This is a genomic window from Acinetobacter sp. NCu2D-2, from assembly GCF_001647675.1.
GTDB lineage: Bacteria > Pseudomonadota > Gammaproteobacteria > Pseudomonadales > Moraxellaceae > Acinetobacter.
The window spans coordinates 1935557-1961191 of record NZ_CP015594.1 but is presented as its reverse complement, the minus strand read 5'-3'; the positions used below and the strand labels follow the sequence as shown (position 1 = coordinate 1961191).

Below are 25635 nucleotides of genomic sequence, written 5' to 3'. Positions count from 1 at the left end.
CGATCATTTAATGTTTCTCTCCCCGTTATCTAAGGCTGTATACACATCCTTAGCTGCTTTGCTATTGGCAAATACAGCTACACATGCTGCTGATGCATTCGACCCAGAAGGTCAATGGATGCTTGGTGATTGGAATGGTCAACGTACTGCACTTCAACAAAAAGGTGTCGATTTCAGCTTTGGTTATACTGGCGAAATGGCAACTGTGCTTGATGCAAAACGTTCGACTAGCCATGGTACTGAATATGCAGATCAATTTGCGTTAGGTGCTCATCTTGACCTCGAAAAAATTGCAGGTTGGAAAGACACTGAAGCACAAATTACCGTGACTGAACGTAATGGTCGCAATCTCTCTAATACTTCTGATGCTTTGAATGGTCATTTAAGTTCAGTTCAAGAAGTTTGGGGTCGTGGACAAACTTGGCGTTTAACTGATTTTTGGATTAAGAAAAAATTCTTAGATCAAAAATTAGATGTAAAAGTCGGTCGTTTCGGTGAAGGTGAAGACTTCAACAGTTTCGACTGTGACTTCCAAAACTTAACACTGTGTGGTTCACAAGTGGGTAATGCTGTTGGTGATCAATGGTATAACTGGCCTGTATCTCAATGGGCTGCACGTGTGAAATACAATGTTACACCTGAAGTTTATGCTCAAGTGGGTGCTTACGAGTACAACCCTGAAAACCTAAACCGCGGTAAAGGTTTTAACTTAAGTACTGATGGTTCTAAGGGTGCAATTCTTCCAGCTGAAGTTGTGTGGACACCAAAACTAGGTGCACAAAAACTTCCTGGTGAATACCGTGCAGGTTACTACTACAGTACTGCAGATGCGAAAATTCTTGACGGTGTAACACCTTTAGAGCTTCAAAATGAGACTGATCATCATCAAGGTGGTTGGATTGTTGCAAAACAACAACTGACTGCACATAACGGTGATGCGTCTCGTGGTTTAACTGGTTTTGTGAATGTAACTGTTCATGATGCTAAAACTAACGAGAAGCAAGATACTCAAAACATCGGCCTTGTTTATAAAGGTGCAATGGACTCACGTCCTAAAGATGAAATCGCTATCGGTTTTGGTCGAATCAACATGAATAATGATGATATTGAAAACCGTGGCGAAGAGTTTGATGCAGAAATTTACTACGGTATTCATGCAACTAACTGGCTTACGATCCGTCCTAATGTTCAATACGTTCATAACGTAGGTGGCAAAAATATCGGTGAAAATGCTTGGGTTGGCGGTATTAAATTTAGCACAGCATTCTAAAACGCAGTTTTTGGTTGCAAATACACTCTTGATTGTTTCGGCACTTTGATGCATTGATGATTGATGCATGCTGATGGTTTAGCTGTATTTGTGACTAAAAATAATATGGTGCCCATGGAGTCTCCCAATCATGGGCTTTCAAAAGAATCTTAAATAGGTGTTCGATATGAATACTTCATCATCAGGTTCGGTACTTAAAACCATCCTAGCAGTTGTTGCTGCTATTTTTGGTTTAGTGCTGCTGATCGGAGGGATTTATCTCGCGGTTCTTGGTGGGTCTTGGTACTACATCATCGCGGGTATTCTCTTCATTGCGACCGCAGTTTTATTACAAAAGCTAAAAAGTTCTGCACTGATTGTTTACGCTGCACTCGTATTGGGTACAGTTGTGTGGGGCCTTTGGGAAGTTGGTTCTGACTTCTTCGCGCTTGCTCCACGTTTAGACATCTTAGGTCTATTCGGTTTATTGTTATTGATTCCTGCGGTAACTCGTGGTTTTGATAATGCTAAAACTGCAAAAATCGCACTAGGCGGTTCATTGGTTATTACTATTTTGGTAATGATCTACTCTATCTTTAACGACCCACAAGAAATTCGTGGTGAGTTAACGTCTAAACAACCTGCTCAACATCAACCAATTCCTGGTGTTGCAGATGAAGACTGGCCTGCATATGGTCGTACTCAAACAGGTTTACGTTATTCTCCATTGAAACAAATCAATGCAGACAACGTTAAAGACTTAGAAGTTGCATGGGAATATCACACTGGCGAATTTAAAACTGAAAACGACTCAGGTGAAACAACTAACCAAGTAACGCCAATTAAAGTTGGTGACAACATGTACTTATGTACAACTCACCAAAAATTGACAGCGCTTGATCCTGCAACTGGTAAAGCAAAATGGACCTACGATCCTGTATTAAAAGCAGACAACACTTACCAACATTTAACATGTCGTGGTGTGTCTTACTATGATGCAAACAATACTGTAGGTTTTGAAGCAAGTCTTGCTGCGAAGAAAACAACATCTGCTGAATGTCCACAGAAAGTCATTCTTCCTGTGAACGATGGTCGTCTTGTTGCGGTTAATCCACAAACAGGTAAACCATGTTCAGACTTCGGTAAAAATGGTGAAGTAGATCTTCAAAAAGATATGCCATTCCCTTATCCAGGTGGTTATATCCCAACTTCTCCTCCAGTGATTACGGGTACGACGATTGTTATCGCGGGTTCTACAACCGATAACTATTCTACTGAAGAACCATCTGGTGTGATCCGTGGTTATGACGTAAATACTGGTGAACTTCTTTGGGTATTTGATACAGGTGCTGAAGATCCAAATGCGATCCCTGCTCCAGGTCAAAAATTCGTAAACAACTCACCAAACGCTTGGGCACCTTTAGCATATGATGCTAAATTGGACATCGTATATGTTCCAACAGGTGTAGGTACTCCGGATATCTTCGGTGGTCACCGTACAGAGCTTGACGAACGTTATGCAAACTCAATGCTTGCATTGAATGCAACCACTGGTAAGTTGGTTTGGAACTTCCAAACAACACATCACGATTTGTGGGATATGGACGTACCGTCTCAACCTACATTAGCTGATATCAAAGATAAAGATGGTAAAACTGTTCCAGCAATCTATGTATTGACTAAAACAGGTAATGCCTTCGTTCTTGACCGTCGTAACGGTAAAGCAATTGTGCCAATTACAGAGAAACCAGTTCCACAATCTGTGAAACGTGGTCCTCAAACTAAAGGTGAATGGTACTCTAAAACTCAACCGTTCTCTGACTTCGATATGGCACCAAAAGAAAAACTAACTGACAAACAAATGTGGGGTGCCACTATGTTTGACCAATTAGTATGCCGTGTGTCATTCAAGAAATTGAACTATGAAGGTATTTATACTCCACCTTCAGAAAATGGTACTTTAGTCTTCCCTGGTAACTTGGGTGTGTTCGAATGGGGCGGTATGTCTGTTAACCCAGACCGTCAAATTGCTGTTATGAACCCAATTGGCTTGCCATTTGTATCTAAATTGATTCCACAAGATCCAAACCGTCCTAAGACTGCGAAAGGTGCGGGTACAGAAGCAGGTGTTCAACCAATGTATGGCGTGCCATACGGTGTAGAAATGAACCCATTCCTATCTCCATTTGGTTTACCTTGTAAACAACCTGGTTGGGGCTTCGTTGCTGGTGTTGATTTAAATACACATCAAGTGGCTTGGAAACGTCGTATCGGTACTGTTCGTGACAGTATGCCTGGCGTTCCATTACCTCCGTTTAAAATGGGTGTTCCAATGTTGGGTGGTTCTATCTCAACTGCGGGTGACTTGATGTTCTTAGGTGCAACTCAAGATAACTATATCCGTGCGATCAACGTAAATAACGGTGATGAGCTATGGAAAGGTCGTCTTCCTGCAGGTGGTCAAGCGACTCCTATGACTTACGAAGCAAATGGTAAACAATACGTTGTTATCATGGCGGGCGGTCATGGTTCGTTTGGTACCAAAATGGGTGACTCTATCGTTGCTTATGCACTTCCAGACAAAAAATAATTTGAGTTAATCACTCAATATAAAAAAGCCTGATTCGTCAGGCTTTTTTATTGCGATATATATTGATTATCGCGAATAGAAACATAGTGTTGATTTGTTACTTCAAGATCAAATCAAGCTGTTTCACATTAAAATAGTCATCATAGATTTTAAGATTATCAATGGGATGTGCATACCGTGCATAACCTGAATAGAATGGCCTAAAGAAAAGGTTTGTCATTTATGTATTTTCCTTCGAGATTACCCTATACACGTTCGACCTTGGCAGCACTGGTTACCCTCATTAGTCACCACGTTTATGCTGAAGAAGTCGCTCAGCCCGTACAACAACTTGAAACGATTGTCATTGAGTCAACACGTACTGACCGTGATGTGATGGCAACGCCTGCATCAGCGTATTACATTCAGCAAGAACAACAAAAAGGCATGAATGTAAATTTGTCGGAAACTTTAAAAGGGGTGCCAGGATTACAACTGAATAATCGTGAAAACTACGCGCAAGACTTACAAATCTCGATGCGTGGTTTTGGTGCCCGTTCAACTTTTGGTGTTCGTGGTATTCGTTTATATGTCGATGGTATTCCTGCAACTATGCCGGATGGTCAAGGTCAGACTTCAAATATTGATTTGAATAGTCTGGATCATATTGAGGTTTTGGGTGGTGGATTATCGTCACTTTATGGTAACTCTTCTGGCGGTACCATTTTAACCAAAACCAAAGAAGGACAAGGGGATGATTCGATTACGCTAGGCTATGCAGCGGGGAGTAATCAAAAAGGGCAAGCCAATCTTGTATTACAAGGTGGCGCAAAAAATGCTAATGAGCCAAGTTATATCTTAAGTTCATCTTATTTTGATACCGATGGTTTCCGAGATCACAGTGATGCCAATAAAGTACTAACCAATGCAAAACTGACTTGGAATTTGGAGGATGGTTCAAAGATCAATTGGATTAATAACTACGTAAAAATTGATGCTGCTGATCCAGGGGGCTTGGAAAGAAAAGATTGGAAAGCTAATCCAAAACAAGTTGTCCCGAATGTTATTAAATACAATGCACGCAAAGACATTGAACAGGTTCAAACAGGTTTAACCTGGAATAAACCCATTAATGATTTAAATGAAATTTATGCAATGGTCTATGCGGGCCAACGTTCAGTTACCCAATACCAATCAACGCCTAAATGTGCTTATGAAACGGGTACAGATGTTTGCAAACCTTTTACTAGTCAGCTTGGTAAAAAGCATGCAGGTGGGGTAATTGATTTTGATCGTAATTTTTACGGCACAGATATCCGTTGGACAGGCAAAGAAGTCTTACCCAACTTAAAATTGATTGCAGGTGTTGCGATTGATGGTATGACCGAGGAGCGTAAAGGATTTCAAAACTTTATCGGTGATTCGCAATTTGGCGTTAAGGGTGAATTACGCCGTGATGAAGACAATACTCTATGGAATATAGATCCTTATCTTCAAGCATCATATGCTGTAAATGATGCTATCAATGTCGATGCAGGCTTGCGTTATAGTAATGTGCATTTTAAATCTGAAGATCATTACATTACTGCTGAAAATGGTGATAACTCAGGCAAAACTGATTATCAAAAATTATTACCATCTTTAGCGATTAGTTGGAAAGTTATACCTGAGCTTATGGCGTATGCAAGCTATGCACAAGGTTTCGAAACACCAACCTTTACAGAGATGGCATATCCCGCTGATATTGATAATAGTCGTCCATTTGATCTTAAAGCTGCTGAAAGTGAGACTTATGAGCTAGGCTTAAAATCTTCAAATATGCTTGGAGATTTTACTGCAGCAGCTTTCTATACAAAAACTCAAGATGATATTGTTTCAGCAGCGAGTGATTCTGGTCGATCAACTTTCCGCAATGCTGATCAAACCTTAAGACAGGGTGTTGAGTTGTCTTGGAATAAAAATGTATGGGGTGATTTAACCGCGCAAGCAAGTTATAGCTATATTGATGCTAAGTTTGATGCGGATATTCCCGAAATTTTAGATAAAGATGGAAAAGTTGCTGTAGCTGAAATTCCGAATGGAAATTATATTCCAGGTATTGCGAAAAATCAGGCATTTTTAAGCTTAGGATGGAAGCCTAAACAAGGTTTCAATGCGGGCGTAGATGTTCGTTATAGCGATAAAATTTATGTGAATGATGCAAATTCAGATACTGCTCCAAGCTATGTTGTTACAGCTGCAAATATGGGATATCGCTGGGCAATTGATGATTGGGCATTCAATACGTTTGCTCGTGTAGATAATTTATTTGATAAAGATTATTCAGGTTCTGTGATTGTTAATGAAAGTAATAAACGTTTCTTTGAACCTGCAGAAGGACGTAATTGGAGCGCTGGTTTAAGCGTAACAAAAAGCTTTTAATGCATTCTAAATAAAAAAAAGCGCGGTGATCCGCGCTTTTTTTATATCTATAACATCATTTTGGCATTATTTTTTTCATGTAACGATACGTTATTTATTGTAGAAAAGTATTTCAAAGTTAAATAATATAAAAATGAACATTGTTCATTTTTATATAGATACGCCAATCTCAACTTTAAATAAGCTTTTCAAATTGAATCGGCGAATAACCACATTTTTTATTCATAACGACGCAGACCGTATGTGACAAAATCTTTCTGATAAAACGATGCGATAAGTGCCATAAATCTCTTGCCCTTACTTTTTGAATATTAAAGCGATCAGTTAATTGACCAATGACCGTTTCAATTTTCCTTCGTGCTCTCATAAGCAACCTCATTGATTCTTGAGATCTAGAGTCCGGCATATTCTTTCTTAAAGGAGTTTGTAGATCAACATACTGAAATTTATAGTATTCTTTCAAGCTGGGTCTTAAGTAACCTTTATCTGCACCTAGTAACCCATGAATATTTTCTGTGATTTCTGGTGCAACATCACGCTCATCTACATTTGCTGGAGCGAAAGTATAGCCAGTAATCATACCCTCCAAATTAATTACAAGATGCCCTTTAAAACCATAGTATTTCTCTTGTTGTGCAGCACAATAACTAAAACCTGCATATTCTTTAAAATTCTTGTGTCTTTTTGCTCGACTATAACGACAAACAGGTATAGGAAATCCATCAATAAAATGAATATGATCCTGACCATAATGTGCAGTTAATTGGGCTGTGATTTTTTGATGAACTTGCCATAAGTTTGCACAATGCTTACAAAAGTTAGGATATGAACCTAAATGAGGGAACCAACTTAAGTAATTGTTTTTAAAAAACATCCATATGCTTTTATCCGTATCCATTTTGAGACACTCACCAACAATTTGCATTGTGATAATTTCAATATCGGTTAAAGCCGGTGGAAAACCACGTTTTCTTAATGGTTCAGAGACTATAGTTGGGTAAATTTCCTCTATGATTAAATAGACAATGATGATAAATTCTTCAGTGGACATAACTGTAATTTTATTTTCATAGACGGATTTAAAATGAGGTTATGTCCTTTTTATTTCAATGACTTAAAAAGTTGAGATTGGCGTATAGATTTATGTATGTAATAACACAAACATAATGATTATTTATTTTTAGAGGTATGATTCATATGAAATTAGTTAAACTTACTTTTGCAGGTCTAGCACTTGTAGCGTCACTTAACGTATTGGCTAACGAAGCTCCAGCAAGTGAAGCAGTTGACGCAACAACTGCAAATGAAGCTCCAGCAAGTGAAGCTGCACCAGCTGCTGATAGCAAAAACTAATGATCTAATTCATAATGAAACAGCCTCATCATGAGGCTGTTTTTTTGAATAAATTTTAGGTCGATATGGATACCACTAGACGTACACGAAGCTTAAGTTGTGAGAAGACAGACCACACCAAGCAAACCATTCTCAATGCGGCTTTGGAATTGTTTATTAAAAAGGGCTTTTCTAAGACAACCATTCGGGATATTTCTAGTGCTGCTGAACTCAGTGTAGGTTCGCTTTATCGTTATTATTCGAATAAAGAAGATATTTTTGAAGCGATTGCACGCATGATGGTCGGTGAAAACCATATGGTTTTCCATTCCGATATGCTCCCTCCAGAACTCACTGCTTATGATTTTTTATTAAAGCACTTTGATAAAGTCATTGATTCATTTGCGCCATCAGGACGGGAAGGGATCGCGCAAATTATTTTAAAAGAAAGTCAGCATCATCCTGAACTCAAACGGATTTATTTTAATGTGATGTTTTCACCCTATATCACTGAACTTGAAAAAGTAGTGTTGATTGCAAGTGAACGAAATGAAATACAGTTAAGATCAACTGCATTTGAATTTTGTTTATTGATTCTTTCACCTATTTGGATGGGTATGATCTATAACAGCACTTTGAGTAAGGGTGATGCTGTTTCAGTCAAAAATTTATTTAATGCCAATTTGTATGCGTTGTTTCATAGTAAGTAGGACATCTTTTTTTATTCTTTTGCTTTTAATTATAAAAATTATCTGAGTTTATACTTTCGCTTCAGTTGCGATAATTTATCTATACCCAAAATTAACCTTGGGTTTAAGTCCCAATATTGCTGTAATACTTGTATGAGTTGTAGACGATCTGCTGTTGATAGTTGCCTAAGCTCAAGATGGTTTAATTGATGTGTTGAACGGTAAGCCGGTTTTAGCACGAACCCTAAGACGCTCTTCTTCCATTCTTCTTCTAATGTTATTGCTTTATTAGGAAATAGTGATTTAAATGCCCAGCTTTGAGATTTTGCATGACTATATAGTTGCAGCTTTTCTATTTTTTGTCGTTCTGCCAACGTCGAAAACAAGATTGAAAATGCTTCAATTGTGATACTGTCATGACGCACAATAATTTTGGTACATGCAACAAATACGATGACCAGAAAAACAAAAGCTGTCATCAGCCAGCCATGAATGGGTTGTGTGGAAAGGACATAGAACCAATCTTTCAGGCTAAAAAGATCTGTAAATTCCGCTTGTTTAAATTGCAAAAGCGTCATCACGATGGCAATAAATCCCATCCCTATCATCCAAGAAAGTGGAAGATAGCGACCGCTAAATAAAGGAGCTGTATTAGGCATAATATACTTTTTATTAGGTGGTTTATTATTGAATAAATTGGGCTTAATTCAGAAATATTGCTGCCAACAGAATCAGGCCAATCACAATGATTAAAATCACATTACTATAAACAGGGTTAATAAAAGCGGACCGTTTCGGCTGTTTTTCGGTATTTAACCATTGCCCTTGATGATCAAAAATAAGAACATTTCTAGCACCTGCATTGTAGCCAAGCTCACGTAACGCTCGATTCTCTACAAAGGTAATTCCATCTTCAAATTCTTCTTTTACTTGTAAAAACAGGATATAGCTTGGGTCATACCATGGTAATTTTTTCATTTTGATTAACTGCTTCAATGTCATTTCAGCGGCTTCGAAATTCGCAATAATTGTTCGGGGATGATCATATTTCTGAATGGGTAAAATTGTATGTTCTACCTGTCCTTGGTGATTTAACAGTTGTATACGATCACGATACATCTGCACCCATACGGCCTTTGGAAATTCTTGTAGCTTTTGCTGAAGCGTATTATTTGTCATTCTAATATTTAAGTTTTTGATTTTAATTTGATTATAGCTATATTTATTTGAATTTAAATATTTCTTATCAAATAAAAAATCCCGCCATTAAGACGGGATTTTTTTGAATCTTTCTATTACCAGCTTAACGCACCACCAGTTTGGTAGTCAGTTACGCGAGTTTCGAAGAAGTTCTTCTCTTTACGTAAGTCCATCATTTCAGACATCCATTGGAATGGGTTATTCACACCAACGAATTGTTCAGGTAGGCCCAATTGGCTTAAACGACGGTTACAGATGAACTTCAAGTATTCTTCCATCATGCCAGCATTCATACCGAGTACACCACGTGGCATTGTGTCACGCGCGTATTCGATTTCAAGCATCGTACCTTCAAGAATCATTTGTACGATTTCTTCTTGGAATTCAGCAGTCCACAAGTGTGGGTTCTCGATCTTGATTTGGTTAATCATGTCGATGCCAAAGTTCAAGTGCATTGATTCATCACGTAAGATGTATTGGAATTGCTCGGCAACACCATTCATCTTGTTACGACGACCCATTGACAAGATTTGTGAGAAACCACAGTAGAAGAAGATCCCTTCAAGTACACAGTAGAATGCGATCAAGTTGCGAAGCAAGATTTGGTCGTTTTCAGGTGTACCCGTTTTGAAGTTAGGATCACTGAGAGATTGAGTATATTTCAAGCCCCATGCTGCTTTACGTGCAACTGATGGAATTTCACGGTACATGTTGAAGACTTCGCCTTCATCCATACCTAAAGATTCGATACAGTATTGGTAAGCGTGCGTGTGAATCGCTTCTTCAAAAGACTGACGTAAGATGTACTGACGGCATTCTGGGTTAGTAATGTGACGGTAAATTGCTAATACCAAGTTGTTTGCAACCAATGAATCGGCAGTAGAGAAGAAACCAAGAGAACGCATCACGATCGTACGTTCATCTTCAGTTAAGCCGTCTTCAGATTTCCACAATGCGATATCGTGGTTCATGTTGACTTCTTGAGGCATCCAGTGGTTAGCACAACCGTCTAGATATTTTTGCCAAGCCCATTCATATTTGAATGGAACAAGCTGGTTCAAGTCAGCACGACAGTTAATCATTGCTTTGTCGTCAACTTGAACACGCTGTGCACCCATCTCAAGTTCTTCAAGACCAGGTGCAACGTCTAAGTTTTCTAAGGCGTTAGATGCTCTTGCCAACGGATCGGTTGAATCTGTTGCGTATGTTTTAGCGGTTCGAGCGGGTTGTGCAGCTGCCACACGCGGCGATTCGTCGCGTGCATGAGATACCACTTGTGGATTAGCCGCTTTTTGCGGTTCGACGGGCGCAGACTGGTGTTCAGGTGCAGCCGATTTTTGCGAATCATCTTCGAAATCGTCCCAACTTAGGATAGACATGGGATTCTCCTTAAGTATAAAAGGTGAACCCCATTTGAAAAGGAGACAAGTATTATAAACCTGTCGTCGTTTCAAAACCATTTCATCCGGTGAATGAAATGCGTGGGGGTTCCTATTCCTTTAAAATGTTTAACAAAATTTAGTCAATTGGAAAGTTGGTAAACCAGCTCTCCTGATTTTTATTTATGTTTGATCATGCTTTCACATAATCAAAAGAAGTAATTCGTGTTTTAAAAACTACTTTTTTTGATTGTGTTTATGTTTATTTCTCGCTTTTAGCCAAAAATACACAGCAGGGACATAAAACAAAACAGCAAAGGAAATCACAAGGGCTGCAAGTCCTAACATATAGTTTGGGGTCATGGGTTCCATGTGGTTTCCTTTATTTATTTTTTAATCTCCCTAAATCCCTCTTTAAAAAAGAGGGACTCTCACATCTCAGATTTTGGGGCTGTGAACTCCCTCCTTTATTAAAGGAGGGCTGGGGAGGATTTAAAACTCACCAATTACTGGCAAGCTTCACAATCAGGGTTGTCAATTGAACATGCCATTGGCACTGGTGCTGCTTGAGTGAAACCTTCTTCCTCTGCAGGTGCTTCAGGTTTTTTCTCTTCAACCACAGGTGCTACAGCAGCAACTGGAGCGGCAACAGTTGTTGGTTTAACTGCGTTTAATGCACCAGTATTGATTGTTGACTTCTCAGCAGACGTTGCACCCAATGCACGAAGGTAATACGTTGTCTTAAGACCACGTAACCAAGCCATCTTATAAGTGATGTCAAGTTTCTTACCATTTGCACCAGAGATGTAAAGGTTAAGCGACTGTGCTTGATCAATCCATTTTTGACGACGTGACGCAGCATCCACGATCCAGCGAGTTTCAACTTCAAACGCAGTTGCGAAGATCGCTTTAAGCTCTTCAGGAATACGTGCAATTTTTTGTACTGAACCTTCGAAGTGTTTCAAGTCATTCACCATCACTGCATCCCAAAGACCGCGATCTTTAAGTGCACGTACTAAGTACGGGTTAATCACTGTGAATTCACCAGACAAGTTCGATTTTACGTACAAGTTCTGGAATGTAGGCTCAATTGATTGAGACACGCCACAAATGTTTGAAATCGTTGCAGTTGGTGCAATCGCCATGACGTTTGAGTTACGCATACCGTCTTTTTGAACTTTGGCACGTAAAGTGTCCCAATCCAAACGTTGAGTACGATCCACTTCAAACATACGTTCTGGACGAGATTTCGCTACGATGTCTAAAGAATCGATTGGCAAGATGCCTTGATCCCATAGTGAACCTTTGAAAGTTTCATACGTACCACGTTCAACCGCAAGATCACTTGAAGTTTGAATGGCGTAGTAAGAAATCACTTCCATTGATTCATCAGCAAACTCAACCGCAGCATCAGAACCATAGGCAAGATTCATTTCATACAATGCATCTTGGAAGCCCATGATACCCATACCCACAGGGCGGTGTTTCAAGTTTGAGTTACGCGCTTGTGGAACAGCGTAGTAGTTGATGTCAATCACGTTGTCGAGCATACGAACAGCAGTTTTTACTGTACGGGCTAGTTTTTCACGATCAAGAACGCCACCTTTTACGTGTTGTACAAGGTTGATTGAACCTAAGTTACATACCGCGATTTCGTCTTTGCTTGTGTTCAACGTAATTTCTGTACACAAGTTAGATGAGTGAACTACACCAACGTGTTGTTGCGGTGAACGTAAGTTACAAACGTCTTTGAATGTGATCCAAGGGTGACCTGTTTCAAACAGCATAGATAACATTTTGCGCCATAAGTCTTTCGCACGAACTTTCTTATGAAGCATGTCTGTTTCTTTGGCGATGCTTTCGTAGTAAGCATAACGCTCAGCGAATTCAGCACCTGTTAAGTCGTGAAGATCCGGTGTTTCAGAAGGCGTGAACAGTGTCCATTCAGCATCTTCAAATACACGTTGCATGAATAAATCAGGAACCCAGTTCGCTGTGTTCATGTCATGTGTACGACGACGGTCATCACCTGTGTTCTTACGAAGCTCTAGGAATTCTTCGATGTCCAAGTGCCAAGTTTCAAGATATGCACATACTGCACCTTTACGCTTACCACCTTGGTTCACTGCAACTGCAGTATCGTTCGCTACTTTAAGGAACGGAACAACACCTTGAGATTTACCGTTAGTGCCTTTGATGTACGAGTTAAGCGCACGAACTGGAGTCCAGTCGTTACCTAAACCACCTGCCCATTTAGACAACATTGCGTTATCACGCATTGCGCCATAAATGTCATACAAGTCATCATCAATAGTCGTTAAGTAGCAGCTTGATAACTGTGGACGTAAAGTACCAGAGTTAAACAGGGTTGGTGTAGACGCCATGTAATCGAAGCTAGACAACAAGTTGTAGAATTCGATTGCACGTTCTTCACGATTTTCTTCGTTCAATGAAAGACCCATTGAAACACGCATGAAGAATAGTTGTGGAAGTTCGAAACGTACGCCATCTGAGTGGATGAAGTAACGGTCGAATAATGTTTGTAGACCTAGGTAAGTAAATTGGTTAGAGCGTTCTGGTTGAATCGCAGCAGCCAATTTTGCAAGGTCAAAATTAAGAAGTTCTGGAGATAGAAGATCAAGCTCGATACCTTTCTTAAGGAAAGTTTCTAAAGCATCACCTTCGTTTGTATCTGCAGGTAAACCTAAGAACTCAAGACCTGTTGCCACTAAGTTGTCACGTAAAAGACGTGCAGTCACATAAGTGTAGTTTGGCTCTTGTTCAATACGAGTACGCGTTGCCATCATCATTGTAGTTGAGATGTCAGCCTCTTTTACGCCGTTGTAAAGGTTCTTCACTGTTTCATCAACAATGGCTTGAACGTCAATACCTTCAAGGCCTTCAGCAGCTTTTGCAACATGAGCTGTAAGCGCGCTTAGATCTAAAGGCTTAAGTTTGCCTTCAGCATCTGTAATTTGCAGTGTAGGGTGGTGGTTCGCACCTAACTGTTTACGAGCTTCAGAGCGTTGTTCGCGATAGATGACATAGGCACGCGCAACTTTTTGCTCGCCAGTACGCATAAGTGCAAGTTCAACTTGGTCTTGAATTTCTTCAATGTGAATCGTACCGCCAGATGGTAAGCGACGTTTAAAAGTATTCATGACCATTTCTGTCAATTGCTCGATACGATCGTGAATACGACTTGAATCTGCACTTTGTTGACCTTCAACAGCCAAAAAAGCCTTACCAATTGCGACAGAAATTTTTTCTGCATCAAAAGCGGCAACATCACCGGTGCGTTTGATCACCTGGAGTTGACCCGGAGTTGAAGTGATTACGCTCATGTTAGCATAGCTCCATTGTCATCTATTTTTATGTTTATGGACCATTTGAACTGGGCAAAAAGTGTGCCACAGTGTTTGAGGAATAAACACAAGACCTAGTGGTTTATAAATTAATTGGACACAAGATACGGGAAAATTTAGGGTAGATCAATATTGACATTTTAATAAATATTTCAGTGAAAGCACTTGAGAATCCATCTCAAAAAAATCCGTATTTTTGTCATTTTCTTACAAGCCTTATTCGGCAAGGTCTAGCATAACAAAGCTGGAGAAAAGTGCTTATAGATAACATTGTGGATAACTATAAACAGTTAACAATGTCACAATTTAAATAGACAGAATTTATGCAGGAGGTATACAGCATTAACATGGCTGTAAAGAAGTATTGTTGAAAGAAACAACACCTAATTTAAAATCTGCAAGAAAATATTACAAAATACGATATTGATGTATCAGTTTGGTGAACGCTATCTTGTTTACAATGTAAACGTGTGTATATTGCACATTATATGAAACGTATCTATTGGATTTCTAAAGGATACGTCCGATTAATAAAGGGGCTATATACATGAGTCAAGAAGAAAAGTTACCCAAGATTTTAATTGTTGAAGATGATGAGCGTCTTGCTCGTTTAACCCAAGAATATTTAATTCGTAATGGACTTGAAGTCGGGGTTGAGCCGGATGGTAACCGTGCCATTCGTCGGATTATTGCAGAACAACCAGATTTGGTCGTTCTAGATGTAATGTTACCAGGGGCAGATGGTTTAACAATTTGTCGTGAAGTTCGTCCACATTATCATCAACCTATTTTAATGTTGACTGCACGTACTGAAGACATGGATCAGGTACTTGGTCTTGAAATGGGTGCAGATGACTATGTCGCTAAACCTGTACAGCCACGTGTGCTGTTAGCGCGTATCCGTGCTTTGTTACGTCGTACAGATAAAGTGGCTGAAGATGAAGTTGCTCAACGCATTGAGTTTGATGACCTTGTGATTGATAACGGTGGTCGCTCAGTGACACTGAACAATGAATTGGTCGACTTTACCAGCGCTGAATATGACCTTTTATGGTTATTGGCTTCAAATGCAGGTCGTATTTTATCTCGTGAAGATATTTTCGAACGTCTGCGTGGTATTGAATATGATGGTCAAGACCGTTCGATTGACGTGCGTATCTCACGTATTCGTCCAAAAATTGGTGATGATCCTGAAAACCCGAAACGTATTAAAACAGTACGCAGTAAAGGTTATTTATTTGTGAAAGAAACTAACGGTATGTAGAATCATACCGTCTTTTCAGTTGCGTTCTTGCAAATATAAAGCGGGTAAAACTTTAGGTGTTTAAACACAGTATATTTTTGCGCATTTATGCGGGACTCGTCATTCTTGTTATGCTGGTCGCTTTGTTCGGCTATCTGTTGGTACAAATTATTAACTACCAACGTGCGCAAGAGTATCGCGAATCTTTGACCGATGGTATCGCTTATATTATTAGTGAGGGTGTGGCACGGCAGCCAAATGCTCAGCAAAAAGTAGATTGGATTTCTGATGCTTCCGATTTGCTCGAACTTCCCATTTATTATGTGGAGGCTGCCAAAGTAGAGCTAACACGTACCGAAAAACGTCGTATTGAAGAACGTCGTGCGGTGGTGCGTTGGGATGCACAGACTAGTGTGGCTTATGTGGTCATTGGTCTAAAAGATGATGACAGTCATTACCTTTATATAAAAGCCGATAATATCACTGAACGCCAGATGAAGGCTTTGCCGGTCTTTATTTTGGATTATTTGGTTTATTATCCGGGTCAAGAAAAAGAATATCTTAAAAAGATTCAAGAATATTTCTCATATCCGATTGGAATTCAAAATGTTCAGAACTTACCGCTGGATTCTGAACAAATCGGACGTTTACGTTTAGATCACAGCATTATTTTGTATCGTGACAGTGCGTCTATTCGCGGTACAACTATTTCTATTGTTTCTCCAATGCCAGGCTCAACCTCTGAAGTCTTGGTCATGGGGCCTGTGCCACTCTTTAACTGGATGCCATTCCAGTTGGCAGCAGGGATTACCTTACTCAGTCTGTTTGTTTTAAGTTTGGGTGTCTATGGTCTATTGCTTCCTTTACAGCGCAAGCTGCGCGAAGTGAGCTATGCTTTAAACAAGATGAAGTCGGGTAATATGTCGATGCGTCTTGAGATTGATGGTAAAGATGAAATGGCATTGCTGGCATCAAGCTATAACAATATGTCGGATCACATCCAGCGTTTGATAGAGTCACAGCGTGAGTTGATGCGTGCGGTCTCGCATGAGCTGCGCACACCTGTTGCTCGGATTCGTTTTGCCATGGAAATGCTCGCCGATGAAGATGACTATGAATATCGTCTACAGCAAATGGAGCAAATCGATAAAGATATTGAAGCACTGAATACTTTGATTGATGAAATCATGACCTATGCGAAGCTGGAGCAGGGCACACCATCACTCGATTTTGAAAAAATCAGATTGTTTGAAGTGCTTGATCAAGTCGTGATTGAAACAGAAGCGCTAAAAACTCAAAAACAGATTGAACTGTTGCCAATGCCTGATGAATTAACGGTGGAAGCGGAACGTCGCTATTTACATCGTGTGGTTCAGAACTTGGTAGGGAATGCAGTTCGTTATTGTGATGAGCGTATTTTGATTAGCGGGGGGCTAGATGAAAACGGACAGGCTTATGTGTCGGTAGAAGATGATGGTCCTGGTATTCCAGAAGAAGATCGCCAGCGTATTTTTGAAGCCTTTGCTCGTTTAGATGACAGTCGTACCCGTGCATCGGGTGGGTATGGCCTAGGTTTATCGATTGTGAGTCGTATTGCGTTCTGGTTTGGTGGCAAAATTCATGTCGATCAAAGTCCAGAATTGGGCGGGGCTCGTTTCACCATGACATGGCCTGCGGAGCGTTATCACAAGAAAAATAAACACAAGATGATTGGTCATAAAGAATAAATGACAATAAAAAACGATGCATCTGCATCGTTTTTTTATGGCTGAAATTTAATTATTCCTGAATTTCGGCATTGGGTGGAATGAGGCGATTTCCTGCTTTTAACCCAGCCAATGCATGCGAGTTAAATTCGACCCATAAGGTATTGTGTTTTGCATCAATGCGGTACTGCTGAATGAGCTTTTGGTCGCCTTCGAGGCTGTCTACTTTGTACTCGTCTGCAATGTTTAAAATTCCATCTAAATTGGTGCTCGCTGAGGCTTTGTCTTCTTGAAAGAGCGCATGGATTTGATCGAGTTCAAATGTTGCGCTGCTACTGTCTGGATTTTTATCAATATAACGCTCTAAATGATGAATAAAGAGTTGGGCAAACATAAAATAATTTGGTTTATGTAAAAAGTCTAAACTCATTGTCATGTGTCCTTATTCTTCATTGTAATGATGCACATAGGAATATCACACTCTAAAAAAAGCATGAAGTTTAGAAAGAGTTATGTTGCAAAAATTACACAATGATTCATCGAAAAGTCTGTTTAAGTCTTACTGTGCAGCAAATAATCTGACAAACTGTGAAAAATTAATAAAAATTACAATATTAATTTAATAAAGCGATTGTCTGACAGTCTCGGGGATACAATCCCTGAAAATAATGGTTTTGCGTAAAAAATCATCCAAAAGACTAAGCCTTATAAGCTAGCAAGTGAATTCCAAAATCAGGTACAATTGATCGGATTAATTTTGTGTTTGGTGTATTTGAAGGCCAATACATACATTCTTTGTTAATAAATAGGCCTGCCAGGAGTTATCCCCGCATGAGTGCCATTACTCCATACGATTGGGCAATTATTGCCTTCGTGATCGGCGTTACATTTTTATGCGTCTTTATGCTTACAGTTCCATTACTCCTAGGGGGTAAGTCATGGGGCCGTGCTAAGCAGGAGCAGTTTGAGTCAGGCGTAGTCGGTGCAGGTGGAGCTCGTATCCGCTTGTCTGCGAAATTCTATTTAGTTGCAATTTTCTTTGTCGTGTTTGATATCGAAGCACTTTACCTTTATGCATGGTCTACATCAGTGCGTGAAGCAGGGTGGTTTGGTTTCACAACTGTAGCAATCTTTGTAATCGATCTATTGATTGCATTGGTCTATGCAGTGAAGGTAGGTGCGTTGAATTGGGCACCAACTGACAAACGTAAGGCAGCTGGTAAGTCATTCAAAATTGGCTCACCAAATATGGATCTTGCAGAAATTACTCGCTTTAACTCAATTGAAGAATTGGTAACAGACCCTACTGGTCAAATCCCAGCTCAATCATCTGGTCGTGTGAAATCTTCACCGGCTAAATCATCTGATAAGGAGTAACTCGGGATGAAATACACTTTAACCCGTGCGAATCCGGATGCTGATCAATATCCACTTCAAGAGCGTATCCCGGTAGAAGATCCGCTTTTACAAGAAGAAGTGAATAAAAATGTGTTCATGACTCGTTTAGAGGACGTGATGCACACAGCAGTAAACTGGGGTCGTAAGAACTCAGTTTGGCCGTTTAACTTTGGTACATCTTGCTGCTACGTAGAGTATGCGACGACTTTAACAGGCGTACATGACTTGTCACGTTTCGGTGCTGAGGTTATTCGTGCTTCGCCTCGTCAGGCGGATTTGATGATTGTTGCAGGTACTTGCTTCATGAAAATGGCTCCGGTTATTCAACGTTTGTATGAACAAATGCTTGAACCGAAATGGGTTATTTCTATGGGTGCATGCGCAAACTCAGGTGGTATGTACGACATTTACTCTGTTGTACAAGGTGTGGATAAAATCATCCCAGTCGATGTCTATATCCCAGGTTGCCCACCTCGTCCTGAAGCATTAATTCAGGCATTAATGTTGTTGCAAGACCAAATTCAACTCGAGCGCCGTCCACTTTCAGCGGTAATTGGTGATGATCTTAAGCCCGTGTATAAGCCAAAGATGATGCCAGAACGTGACCGTAAGAAAGAACAGCGTGTTGCTGTGAAAAATCTTCGCTCGATGGATGAAATTAAATAATTTAGATGACAAATTTTGCTGCACCCGCTTTGGGTGTTGTTGTCGTTTAAGTTGACTGAATTTGTATTAAATAGGAAGCCAAGCCAATGGCTGAAACTGACATTGCTATGCCAGAATCAACTCCAGTTGATTCCCGCCCTGCATTTGCAATTGTAGAAGAGCTCAAAACCAAATTTGGTGAGAACTTCTATGTGCAAACGACTTTCGAGGATTTCCCGACAGTTTGGGTTGAGCGCGCACGTGTACAAGAAGTTTTGATGTTCTTGCGTACCGTGTCACGTCCATACGTGATGCTGTTCGACTTGTCAGCGGTAGATGAGCGTTTACGTACGCACCGCGACGGTTTACCTGCGTCAGACTTCACTGTGTTCTATCATTTGTTGTCGCTAGAGCGTAATACGGACATCCGTATTAAAGTTGCGCTTGCTGAGAGTGATCTCAACATCCCAACTGCAACAAACATTTGGCCAAATGCCAACTGGTACGAACGTGAAGCCTACGACATGTTTGGTATCAATTTCGAAGGGCATCCAATGCTCCGTCGTATTTTGTTGCCGACTTACTGGGAAGGTCATCCACTTCGCAAAGAATATTCTGCTCGTGCGACTGAATACACACCGTACATGCAGAACCAAGCGAAACAAGATTACGAGCAAGAACATCTTCGCTTCGTACCTGAAGATTGGGGTATGAAACGCGGAAATGCTGACGAAGATTTCATGTTCTTGAACTTGGGTCCTAACCATCCATCTGCACACGGTGCCTTCCGTGTAATCTTGCAGTTGGACGGTGAAGAAGTGAAAGACTGTGTGCCTGATATCGGTTATCACCACCGTGGTGTGGAAAAGATGGCTGAACGTCAAACTTGGCATTCATTCATTCCATATACAGACCGTGTTGACTACTTAGGTGGTTGTGCGCAAAACATGCCTTATGTATTGGGTGTGGAGCAAATGGCAGGCATCACTGTTCCTGACCGTGCACAATGTATCCGTGTCATGATGTCTGAATTGTTCCGTATCAATAACCACTTATTGTTTATTGGTACTGCGATTCAGGATGCCGGCGGTATGACCCCTGTATTCTATATGTTCGCTGACCGTCAAAAAATCTATGACGCGATCGAAGCGATCACTGGTTACCGTATGCACCCAGCATGGTTCCGTATCGGTGGTACAGCGCATGATCTTCCAAATGGTTGGGATAAACTGATCCGTGAAATCTTGGATTGGATGCCAGGCCGTCTGAAAGAGTACTACACCGCAGCGCTTAAAAACTCAGTGTTTATCGGTCGTACACGTAACGTTGCACAATACGATGCAAAATCAGCATTGGCTTGGGGTGTAACAGGTACAGGTCTTCGTGCGACAGGTATTGATTTCGACGTTCGTAAATATCGTCCATACAGTGGCTACGAAAACTACGATTTCGATGTGCCACTTGAGTATGAAGGTGATGCGTACGCACGTGTTCTTGTTCACTTCCGTGAAATTGAAGAATCACTGAAAATTATCAAGCAATGTCTTGATAACATGCCTGCAGGTCCACACAAAGCGGATCATCCATTGGCTGTTCCACCACCAAAAGACAAAACATTACAAGATATTGAAACTTTGATTACGCACTTCTTAAGCGTTTCATGGGGTCCTGTAATGCCAGCGGGCGAAAGCTCTGTCATGGCGGAAGTGGTGAAAGGTGCGTCGAACTACTACTTGACTTCAGACAAGTCAACCATGAGTTACCGTACCCGTATTCGTACACCAACCTTCACGCATTTACAGCAAATGCCTTCTGTGATTAATGGCAGCTTAATGTCTGACTTAATCATTTATTTAGCGACAATTGACGTCGTAATGGCTGACGTGGATCGCTAAGGGGTAATCGCATTATGATGATTTTGACTGATAAAAAACCACGTGTGAATGTTGAAGGGATTTTGACAGCTGACGAAATCCACGAAATTGAACATCACATAGGTCACTATCCGTACCCACGTGCAGCGTGTCTTGATGCGCTCAAATGTGTACAACGCCGTAATGGTTGGGTAGACGACGCGCAAATGAATGCCATCGCGCAAATGCTTTCAATGAGCCTTGCGGACTTGGAAGGTGTTGCGACGTTCTATAACCGTATTTACCGTCAACCTGTCGGTCGTCACGTAATTTTATTATGTGATTCGATCGCATGTTTCTTGATGGGCGCGGAAACTTTAGCAGAAGCATTCCAACGTGAATTGGGTATTTCATTTGGTCAAACGACTGCAGATGGTCGTTTCACTTTATTGCCAATCTGCTGCTTAGGTAACTGTGACAAAGGTCCGACCTTAATGATTGACGAAGATACGCACGGTTTGGTTGAAGTGACTTCAATTAAACAGCTCTTGGAGAAGTATGTATGAATACTGAACCAAAACCAATTTATGGCGACGGTAACCCAGAAACTCACCCGCTGACTTGGCGTTTGAGTAAGCAAGATGCTGTACGCAGTGCAGATGACTATGAAGCTCTAGAAGGTTATGCAGGCTTTAAAAAAGCCATTTCAATGCAACCCAAAGAAGTGCTCGAAGTGATCAAAGCAGCGACTGTAAAAGGTCGTGGTGGTGCAGGCTTCCCAGCAGGGATCAAATGGTCACTCATGGCGCCAAATGACAATTCAGGTCCACGTTACCTGATTTGTAATGCCGATGAGATGGAACCTGGTACCTTTAAAGACCGTCTGTTGATGGAAAAACTTCCTCATCAGTTGATCGAAGGGATGTTGATTGCAGGCTATACGCTTGAAGCAACTCAAGGTTATATCTTCATTCGTGGCGAATACATTGAAGCTGCGAAATACTTGAACGAAGCTTTAGAGCAAATTCGTGCTAAAGGCTACTTGGGTGAAAACATCCTTGGTTCAGGTTGGAACTTCGAGTTACACGTGCATACCGGTGCGGGTCGTTATATCTGTGGTGAAGAAACTGCATTGATTAACTCGCTTGAAGGTCGCCGTGCCAATCCACGTACCAAGCCGCCATTCCCACAAGTTGCAGGTGCATGGGGTCGTCCTACGATTGTCAACAACGTAGAGACTTACAACAACTTGCCAGCGATTATGCTGCGTGGTCCTGAATGGTATGTCGGTTTATCTGAAGGTAAATCGAAAGATCCAGGTACAAAAATCTACGGTGCATCAGGTAAGGTGAAATTCCCAGGTCTTTGGGAGCTTCCATTTGGTACCACTGCACGTGAAGTGATTGAAGAACATGCCGGTGGTATGCGTGACGGTTTAAAACTGAAAGCATGGTTACCAGGTGGTGCTTCAACTGACTTCTTGGCAGCAGAGCATATTGATCTTCCTATGGATGCGGAACACATCATGAAAGCAGGTTCACGTTTAGGTACGTGTTTGCTTATGGTGGTCGATGAGACTCAATGTATGGTTTCAGCAACCCGTAACTTAGAAGAATTCTTTGCGCGTGAGTCTTGCGGTTGGTGTACACCATGCCGTGATGGTTTACCTTGGGCGGTTAAAGCGCTTAAAGCATTGGAAGATGGTACAGGTAAAAAAGAAGATATCGATCACTTACAAGAACTGACTCGTAAGCTTTGGATTGGTAAAACTTTCTGTGCTCACGCTCCAGGTGCTATGGAACCACTTATGGGCGCACTCAAACATTTCCGTGGCGAGTTTGAAGCAAAAGTTGTAAACGCAGCTGCTCAAACTAGCAACGTAGAACAAGCTTAAGGAATTCGACTATGGCTACAATTCATGTCGATGGCAAATCGTATGAAGTCAACGGCTCGGAAAACTTGCTACAAGCATGTTTGAGTCTTGGCATTGATATCCCATACTTTTGTTGGCATCCATCCTTAGGTTCTGTCGGTTCTTGCCGTCAATGTGCTGTCACTCAATACGCGAACCCTGAAGATACTCGCGGTCGCTTGGTGATGTCATGTATGACACCTGCTGCTGACAATACCTACATCTCGATTGAAGACAAAGAAGCGAAAGATTTCCGTGCTTCTGTTGTTGAATTCTTGATGACCAACCACCCACATGACTGTCCGGTTTGTGAAGAAGGTGGTCACTGTCATTTACAAGATATGACTGTAATGACCCAACACGACCGTCGTCGTTACCGTTTCACTAAACGTACGCATTACAACCAAGAATTAGGTTCGTTTATTGCGCACGAGATGAACCGTTGTATCGCATGTTACCGTTGTGTTCGTTACTACAAAGACTACGCAGGCGGTACAGACTTTGGCGTATATGCCAACGCATCACGTGTGTACTTTGGTCGTCCAGAATCAGGCACATTAGAGTCTGAATTCTCAGGTAACTTGACTGAAGTATGTCCAACAGGTGTATTCACTGACAAAACTCACTCAGAACGTTATAACCGTAAATGGGACATGCAGTATGCGCCAAGCGTATGCCAAGGCTGTTCTTCAGGTTGTAACATTTCACCGGGTGAACGTTATGGCGAACTTCGTCGTGTCGAAAACCGTTTCAACGGTGAAGTGAACCAATACTTCCTATGTGATAAAGGTCGTTTCGGTACCGGTTATGTGAACCGTGCAGATCGTCCACGTCAACCACAATTCCGTACAGGTGCAAACGTAGAAACAGTATCTGTCGATACTGCACTTGATACCGTAATTGCAAAAATCCAAGGCAAAAAAGTCTTGGGTATTGGTTCGCCACGTGCATCGCTTGAATCAAACTTCGCGCTTCGTGAGCTTGTTGGTCAAGACAACTACTCAACCGGTATGGCTCAAAAAGAGCAAAACTTGGTTGAATTAGCTGCATCTATTATGCAAACCGAGGGTGTTTATAACCCAGGTATGCGTGAAATCGAAAGCTACGATGCGGTGTTAATTCTAGGCGAAGACCTCACTCAAACTGCACCACGTATGGCCTTGTCTGTTCGCCAAGCAGCGAAAAACAAAGCCAAAGAAATGGCAGCAGAACGTCGTACCCAAGAATGGTTGGCTGAACCTGTTCAACGTATTGGTCAAGATGCTAAATCTCCGATTTACATTTTGGCAGCAACACAAACACGTTTGTCAGACGTTGCGGAAGGTGAAGTGGTTGCTTCTCCAAACGACATCGCGCGTTTAGGCTTTGCGATTGCTGCAGGCGTAAAAGGTGAAGCGATTACGGGTCTTGATGACGATGCGAAAGCATTTGCACAAACCATTGCCGACACCTTAAAAGCTGCGAAGAAACCACTTGTGATTTCAGGTACAAGCTTACAAGACGCTGCGATCATGGAAGCTGCTGCACAAGTAGCGCAAAACTTGGGTAATGCGGGCTTAACATTGACTGTTCCTGAAGTGAACTCAATGGGCTTAGCAATCTTCGGTGGCAACAGCCTTGAGCAAGCATTTGCACAAGACTATGACACAGTGGTGATTGTGGAAAATGACCTTTATCGTCGTTTACCTGCTGCACAAGTGGATGCTGCACTTTCAGGCAAAGAAGTGATCGTACTTGATCATTCAGAAACTGAAACTGTGAAGAAAGCCAATATTGTACTTTCTGCTGCAAGCTTCGCTGAAGGTGATGGTACTGTGGTATCTCAAGAAGGCCGTGCACAACGTTTCTATCAAGTGTATGACCCAAGCTACTACAAACCTGAACTTGCGATCAAAGAATCTTGGCGCTGGTTACATGCCATTGAAACAGGCGTAAAAGGTAAAGCGATTTCTTGGACAGTACTTGATGATGTCATCGAGTCTGTTGCGAAAAACGTTCCTGCTTTGGAAGCGATTCAAGACGTTGCACCTGATGCCGGCTTCCGCGTACATGGCTTAAAAGTCGCACGTGAACCACGTCGTTACTCAGGTCGTACTGCAATGCGTGCGCCAATTTCTGTACATGAGCCGAAACAGCCGACTGATAAAGATTCTGCATTAACATTCTCAATGGAAGGTTATGTCGGTAATCAAACCCCATCTGCACTTGTACCATTTGCATGGTCTGCAGGTTGGAACTCGCCACAAGCTTGGAACAAATTCCAAGACAAAGTGGGTGGTCATTTACAAGGTGGTGATTCGGGCGTTCGTTTATTCGACCGTTTGGCAAAACGTCCAGCACGTACTTATGTAGCGCCGGCACCTGTGCTTGTGAACACGGATAGCTTCCGTCTCGTGCCAATGCATCACATCTTTGCGTCTGGTGAATTCACTGTGAAAACGCCGGCAATGGAATCGCGTATTCCTGAAGCGGTATTTGCAGTGGGCGAACAAGATGCAACTCGCTTGAATGTGAAAGATGGGCAGAAGATCACTGTGAAAGCAGGTGAGACTTCAATCGTTCTTCCTGTACAAGTGATTGAATATTTACCAACAGGTTATATTGGTTACCCAATTGGTCTAGCACCAACGGTATCTCTTGCAGAGCCTGTTTCAGTCGCGGTAGGAGTGTAATT

At 41.4% G+C, this 25635-nt stretch carries 19 protein-coding genes; 13 read left to right on the top strand and 6 right to left on the bottom strand.

From position 1 onward, the window contains the following. Positions 1 to 10: 10 nt before the first annotated feature. The 3 genes from A3K93_RS09360 to A3K93_RS09350 all read left to right on the top strand — a co-directional run bounded on the left by A3K93_RS09360 (position 11) and on the right by A3K93_RS09350 (position 6239). The gene (locus A3K93_RS09360; protein WP_067731000.1) at positions 11 to 1270 is read left to right on the top strand and encodes a carbohydrate porin; all 1260 of its coding nucleotides are present in this window, start codon (positions 11 to 13) and stop codon (positions 1268 to 1270) included. Between the two features lie 166 nt (positions 1271 to 1436). Next, complete coding sequence (locus A3K93_RS09355) at positions 1437 to 3839, top strand: glucose/quinate/shikimate family membrane-bound PQQ-dependent dehydrogenase (RefSeq protein ID WP_067730999.1); 2403 nt, start codon at positions 1437 to 1439, stop codon at positions 3837 to 3839. A 222-nt stretch (positions 3840 to 4061) separates the two neighbouring features. Further along, positions 4062 to 6239, top strand: coding sequence for a TonB-dependent receptor (locus A3K93_RS09350; protein ID WP_067730998.1), 2178 nt, complete (start codon positions 4062 to 4064; stop codon positions 6237 to 6239). Positions 6240 to 6414: 175 nt separating this feature from the next. On the opposite strand, the gene A3K93_RS09345 is transcribed toward A3K93_RS09350, so the two are convergent. Beyond that, the gene (locus tag A3K93_RS09345; protein ID WP_067730997.1) at positions 6415 to 7290 is read right to left on the bottom strand and encodes an IS982-like element ISAba825 family transposase; all 876 of its coding nucleotides are present in this window, start codon (positions 7288 to 7290) and stop codon (positions 6415 to 6417) included. A 146-nt stretch (positions 7291 to 7436) separates the two neighbouring features. Here A3K93_RS09345 and A3K93_RS14915 point away from each other — a divergent pair, with 146 nt between their 5' ends. After that, a complete protein-coding gene (locus A3K93_RS14915; RefSeq protein WP_157883274.1) occupies positions 7437 to 7592 on the top strand; it encodes a hypothetical protein in 156 nt (51 codons plus the stop codon). Between the two features lie 65 nt (positions 7593 to 7657). Beyond that, positions 7658 to 8281, top strand: a complete 624-nt coding sequence (locus tag A3K93_RS09340; protein WP_067730996.1) for a TetR/AcrR family transcriptional regulator — start codon at positions 7658 to 7660, stop codon at positions 8279 to 8281. A 38-nt stretch (positions 8282 to 8319) separates the two neighbouring features. Here A3K93_RS09340 and A3K93_RS09335 read toward each other — a convergent pair whose 3' ends face one another. The 4 genes from A3K93_RS09335 to A3K93_RS09320 form a co-directional block, all read right to left on the bottom strand. Beyond that, positions 8320 to 8919, bottom strand: a complete 600-nt coding sequence (locus A3K93_RS09335; protein WP_157883273.1) for a hypothetical protein — start codon at positions 8917 to 8919, stop codon at positions 8320 to 8322. A 43-nt stretch (positions 8920 to 8962) separates the two neighbouring features. Beyond that, positions 8963 to 9439 (bottom strand): hypothetical protein, encoded by a 477-nt coding sequence (locus tag A3K93_RS09330; protein ID WP_067730994.1) that lies wholly within the window; start codon positions 9437 to 9439, stop codon positions 8963 to 8965. A gap of 116 nt (positions 9440 to 9555) precedes the next feature. Further along, complete coding sequence (locus A3K93_RS09325) at positions 9556 to 10839, bottom strand: ribonucleotide-diphosphate reductase subunit beta (RefSeq protein WP_067730991.1); 1284 nt, start codon at positions 10837 to 10839, stop codon at positions 9556 to 9558. Positions 10840 to 11345: 506 nt separating this feature from the next. Next, positions 11346 to 14183 carry a ribonucleoside-diphosphate reductase subunit alpha gene (locus A3K93_RS09320; protein WP_067730989.1) on the bottom strand — a complete coding sequence of 946 codons (2838 nt, stop codon included), beginning with the start codon at positions 14181 to 14183 and terminating at the stop codon, positions 11346 to 11348. 568 nt (positions 14184 to 14751) lie between these two features. Between A3K93_RS09320 and bfmR the strand changes: the two genes are divergently transcribed. Next, the gene (bfmR, locus tag A3K93_RS09315; protein WP_067730987.1) at positions 14752 to 15468 is read left to right on the top strand and encodes a response regulator transcription factor BfmR; all 717 of its coding nucleotides are present in this window, start codon (positions 14752 to 14754) and stop codon (positions 15466 to 15468) included. A 56-nt stretch (positions 15469 to 15524) separates the two neighbouring features. After that, the gene (gene bfmS, locus A3K93_RS09310) at positions 15525 to 17174 is read left to right on the top strand and encodes a sensor histidine kinase BfmS (RefSeq protein WP_067730985.1); all 1650 of its coding nucleotides are present in this window, start codon (positions 15525 to 15527) and stop codon (positions 17172 to 17174) included. Positions 17175 to 17226: 52 nt separating this feature from the next. Here the strand turns inward: bfmS and A3K93_RS09305 are convergent, their stop codons facing one another. Then, complete coding sequence (locus A3K93_RS09305; protein WP_067730983.1) at positions 17227 to 17583, bottom strand: hypothetical protein; 357 nt, start codon at positions 17581 to 17583, stop codon at positions 17227 to 17229. 401 nt (positions 17584 to 17984) lie between these two features. Between A3K93_RS09305 and ndhC the strand changes: the two genes are divergently transcribed. From ndhC to nuoG, 6 genes are all read left to right on the top strand, one after another. Beyond that, the gene (ndhC, locus tag A3K93_RS09300) at positions 17985 to 18530 is read left to right on the top strand and encodes an NADH-quinone oxidoreductase subunit A (protein WP_067730981.1); all 546 of its coding nucleotides are present in this window, start codon (positions 17985 to 17987) and stop codon (positions 18528 to 18530) included. A 6-nt stretch (positions 18531 to 18536) separates the two neighbouring features. After that, on the top strand, positions 18537 to 19217 hold the full coding sequence (locus A3K93_RS09295; RefSeq protein WP_067730979.1) for a NuoB/complex I 20 kDa subunit family protein: 681 nt from the start codon (positions 18537 to 18539) through the stop codon (positions 19215 to 19217). Between the two features lie 86 nt (positions 19218 to 19303). After that, positions 19304 to 21091, top strand: coding sequence for an NADH-quinone oxidoreductase subunit C/D (gene nuoC, locus A3K93_RS09290; protein ID WP_067730977.1), 1788 nt, complete (start codon positions 19304 to 19306; stop codon positions 21089 to 21091). A gap of 14 nt (positions 21092 to 21105) precedes the next feature. Beyond that, positions 21106 to 21615 carry an NADH-quinone oxidoreductase subunit NuoE gene (gene nuoE / locus A3K93_RS09285; protein ID WP_004814680.1) on the top strand — a complete coding sequence of 170 codons (510 nt, stop codon included), beginning with the start codon at positions 21106 to 21108 and terminating at the stop codon, positions 21613 to 21615. After that, entirely contained in the window at positions 21612 to 22943 is a 1332-nt protein-coding gene (gene nuoF, locus A3K93_RS09280) for an NADH-quinone oxidoreductase subunit NuoF (RefSeq protein ID WP_067730975.1), read from the top strand. The genes nuoE and nuoF overlap by 4 nt, the downstream gene beginning before the upstream one ends. Positions 22944 to 22954: 11 nt before the next feature. Further along, entirely contained in the window at positions 22955 to 25633 is a 2679-nt protein-coding gene (gene nuoG / locus A3K93_RS09275; protein WP_067730973.1) for an NADH-quinone oxidoreductase subunit NuoG, read from the top strand. The last annotated feature ends 2 nt before the right edge of the window (positions 25634 to 25635 follow it).

What these genes read in the sequence shown, in the direction of transcription:
- A3K93_RS09295 (WP_067730979.1), top strand. Translation starts at nt 18,537, where the DNA reads ATGAAATACACTTTAACCCGTGCGAATCCGGATGCTGATCAATATCCA.
- A3K93_RS14915 (WP_157883274.1), top strand. Translation starts at nt 7,437, where the DNA reads ATGAAATTAGTTAAACTTACTTTTGCAGGTCTAGCACTTGTAGCGTCA.
- A3K93_RS09345 (WP_067730997.1), bottom strand. Translation starts at nt 7,290, where the DNA reads ATGTCCACTGAAGAATTTATCATCATTGTCTATTTAATCATAGAGGAA.
- nuoG (WP_067730973.1), top strand. Translation starts at nt 22,955, where the DNA reads ATGGCTACAATTCATGTCGATGGCAAATCGTATGAAGTCAACGGCTCG.
- A3K93_RS09320 (WP_067730989.1), bottom strand. Translation starts at nt 14,183, where the DNA reads ATGAGCGTAATCACTTCAACTCCGGGTCAACTCCAGGTGATCAAACGC.
- nuoE (WP_004814680.1), top strand. Translation starts at nt 21,106, where the DNA reads ATGATGATTTTGACTGATAAAAAACCACGTGTGAATGTTGAAGGGATT.
- bfmR (WP_067730987.1), top strand. Translation starts at nt 14,752, where the DNA reads ATGAGTCAAGAAGAAAAGTTACCCAAGATTTTAATTGTTGAAGATGAT.
- A3K93_RS09355 (WP_067730999.1), top strand. Translation starts at nt 1,437, where the DNA reads ATGAATACTTCATCATCAGGTTCGGTACTTAAAACCATCCTAGCAGTT.
- ndhC (WP_067730981.1), top strand. Translation starts at nt 17,985, where the DNA reads ATGAGTGCCATTACTCCATACGATTGGGCAATTATTGCCTTCGTGATC.
- A3K93_RS09350 (WP_067730998.1), top strand. Translation starts at nt 4,062, where the DNA reads ATGTATTTTCCTTCGAGATTACCCTATACACGTTCGACCTTGGCAGCA.
- nuoC (WP_067730977.1), top strand. Translation starts at nt 19,304, where the DNA reads ATGGCTGAAACTGACATTGCTATGCCAGAATCAACTCCAGTTGATTCC.
- nuoF (WP_067730975.1), top strand. Translation starts at nt 21,612, where the DNA reads ATGAATACTGAACCAAAACCAATTTATGGCGACGGTAACCCAGAAACT.
- A3K93_RS09330 (WP_067730994.1), bottom strand. Translation starts at nt 9,439, where the DNA reads ATGACAAATAATACGCTTCAGCAAAAGCTACAAGAATTTCCAAAGGCC.
- A3K93_RS09325 (WP_067730991.1), bottom strand. Translation starts at nt 10,839, where the DNA reads ATGTCTATCCTAAGTTGGGACGATTTCGAAGATGATTCGCAAAAATCG.
- A3K93_RS09335 (WP_157883273.1), bottom strand. Translation starts at nt 8,919, where the DNA reads ATGCCTAATACAGCTCCTTTATTTAGCGGTCGCTATCTTCCACTTTCT.
- A3K93_RS09305 (WP_067730983.1), bottom strand. Translation starts at nt 17,583, where the DNA reads ATGAGTTTAGACTTTTTACATAAACCAAATTATTTTATGTTTGCCCAA.
- A3K93_RS09340 (WP_067730996.1), top strand. Translation starts at nt 7,658, where the DNA reads ATGGATACCACTAGACGTACACGAAGCTTAAGTTGTGAGAAGACAGAC.
- A3K93_RS09360 (WP_067731000.1), top strand. Translation starts at nt 11, where the DNA reads ATGTTTCTCTCCCCGTTATCTAAGGCTGTATACACATCCTTAGCTGCT.